This window comes from Spiroplasma endosymbiont of Megaselia nigra, assembly GCF_003987485.1.
Lineage (GTDB): Bacteria > Bacillota_I > Bacilli_A > Mycoplasmatales > Mycoplasmataceae > Spiroplasma.
On sequence record NZ_RCOO01000260.1, the window covers coordinates 1 to 1,303 of the forward strand.

A 1,303-nucleotide genomic window follows, 5' to 3' on the forward strand; every position below is an offset into this window, starting at 1 on the left:
TTTTTGAGCAATAAAACTTATCTTATTATTTTTAACTTCTTGTACTATCATTTTTCTAAAATCTGCTGTATATTTATTAAATTTTTGTCCTTTTCTTGCCATATAAAAATGCACCTCCTCTAAAAGTTTAGTAAAGTTCTTTTTTAATTTTACTTACTTTTTGGGGTGCAGTCTATTATGACCCTTATATTAAAAATGACCAGAGTGTTTTTATTACTGAAAAATTAGAAATTGATTATGTAATTAAACAAATAAAAGTTATTAGAAAGTTAAAAACACGATTATACAGTACTATTACCGACTTATATATTGATGATGCTAAATGAAATAACTATACAACATTGCAAAGAGAAGAAATATTGCCACTTAATTTTATCCCGATTGAAATTATTCCTAATAACCCTAATTTTGAACCTTCTGCTCGTTATGGCAAACAATTTGCTAGTATTTTAGATATTATTGCTGAAAAGATAATGTTAGACCCATTATTAAATAGTGGTAAATTTACCATTAATACTAATGAAGTAACTGGTGTTGTTGACCAAGAAATTAGTAAAATGTTGGCTTCATTTATTGAAAATGATTTGTTATTAGTTGAAGGTGACCCCGATAGTAATTTTCAACCAGTAGACTATATTGCTGGTAATTTTAAAGGTGAACAATTAACTAAAATATATGATTGATTATTAAATAATTATTATAAAATAAATCGCCATCATGTGCCTACTATTGCTAAGGGAGCACAACAAACCCAAGCAGAAGTTGCGGGTGTAAATATTCAAACAAACGCATCATACGAACAAATGATATATATTAGAGAAATTAAATTAACTGAATTTATTATTAAGTTAATTAAATATGATAATGCGATTTTAAACAGTAGAACATTCAATATTAAAAATATTGATGAGTTAATTGTTGATGTTAACTTACCAGTAAATGCTAATTTAAACAGACAACTAAAAAACAACGAAACTATTATCAATATGCCCAACGAAGAAGGAGAACAAGAATAATGTTAAAACCATCTGAAAAAATGTTAGCACAATTAGCAAATGATGAACCAATTGATTATTCAATTGATAGTATTCCGTTAGATTTTGCTAATCAATCACAATATAGTGACCCTGATTTAGAACAATTATTTAATGAAGACCGTGTTATAACCTTATATATTTATAAAATTAATAATCTTGTTAAGACAATAGTTTAGATAGATTTCATCTTATAAGTATGTTTAAAAAAATATACCCCTATCAAAGTAAAAATAAGGAAAATAGAGAAACATATCATAAAGTTGTTG

The 1,303-nt window shown here is 25.9% G+C and carries 2 protein-coding genes; both read left to right on the forward strand.

What is annotated here, in order from left to right; translation table 4 throughout:
* The first annotated feature begins 341 nt into the window (after positions 1 to 341).
* Complete coding sequence (locus tag D9R21_RS06545; RefSeq protein ID WP_126821549.1) at positions 342 to 1,016, forward strand: hypothetical protein; 675 nt, start codon at positions 342 to 344, stop codon at positions 1,014 to 1,016.
* Complete coding sequence (locus tag D9R21_RS06550) at positions 1,016 to 1,213, forward strand: hypothetical protein (protein ID WP_126821550.1); 198 nt, start codon at positions 1,016 to 1,018, stop codon at positions 1,211 to 1,213. The genes D9R21_RS06545 and D9R21_RS06550 overlap by 1 nt, the downstream gene beginning before the upstream one ends.
* The last annotated feature ends 90 nt before the right edge of the window (positions 1,214 to 1,303 follow it).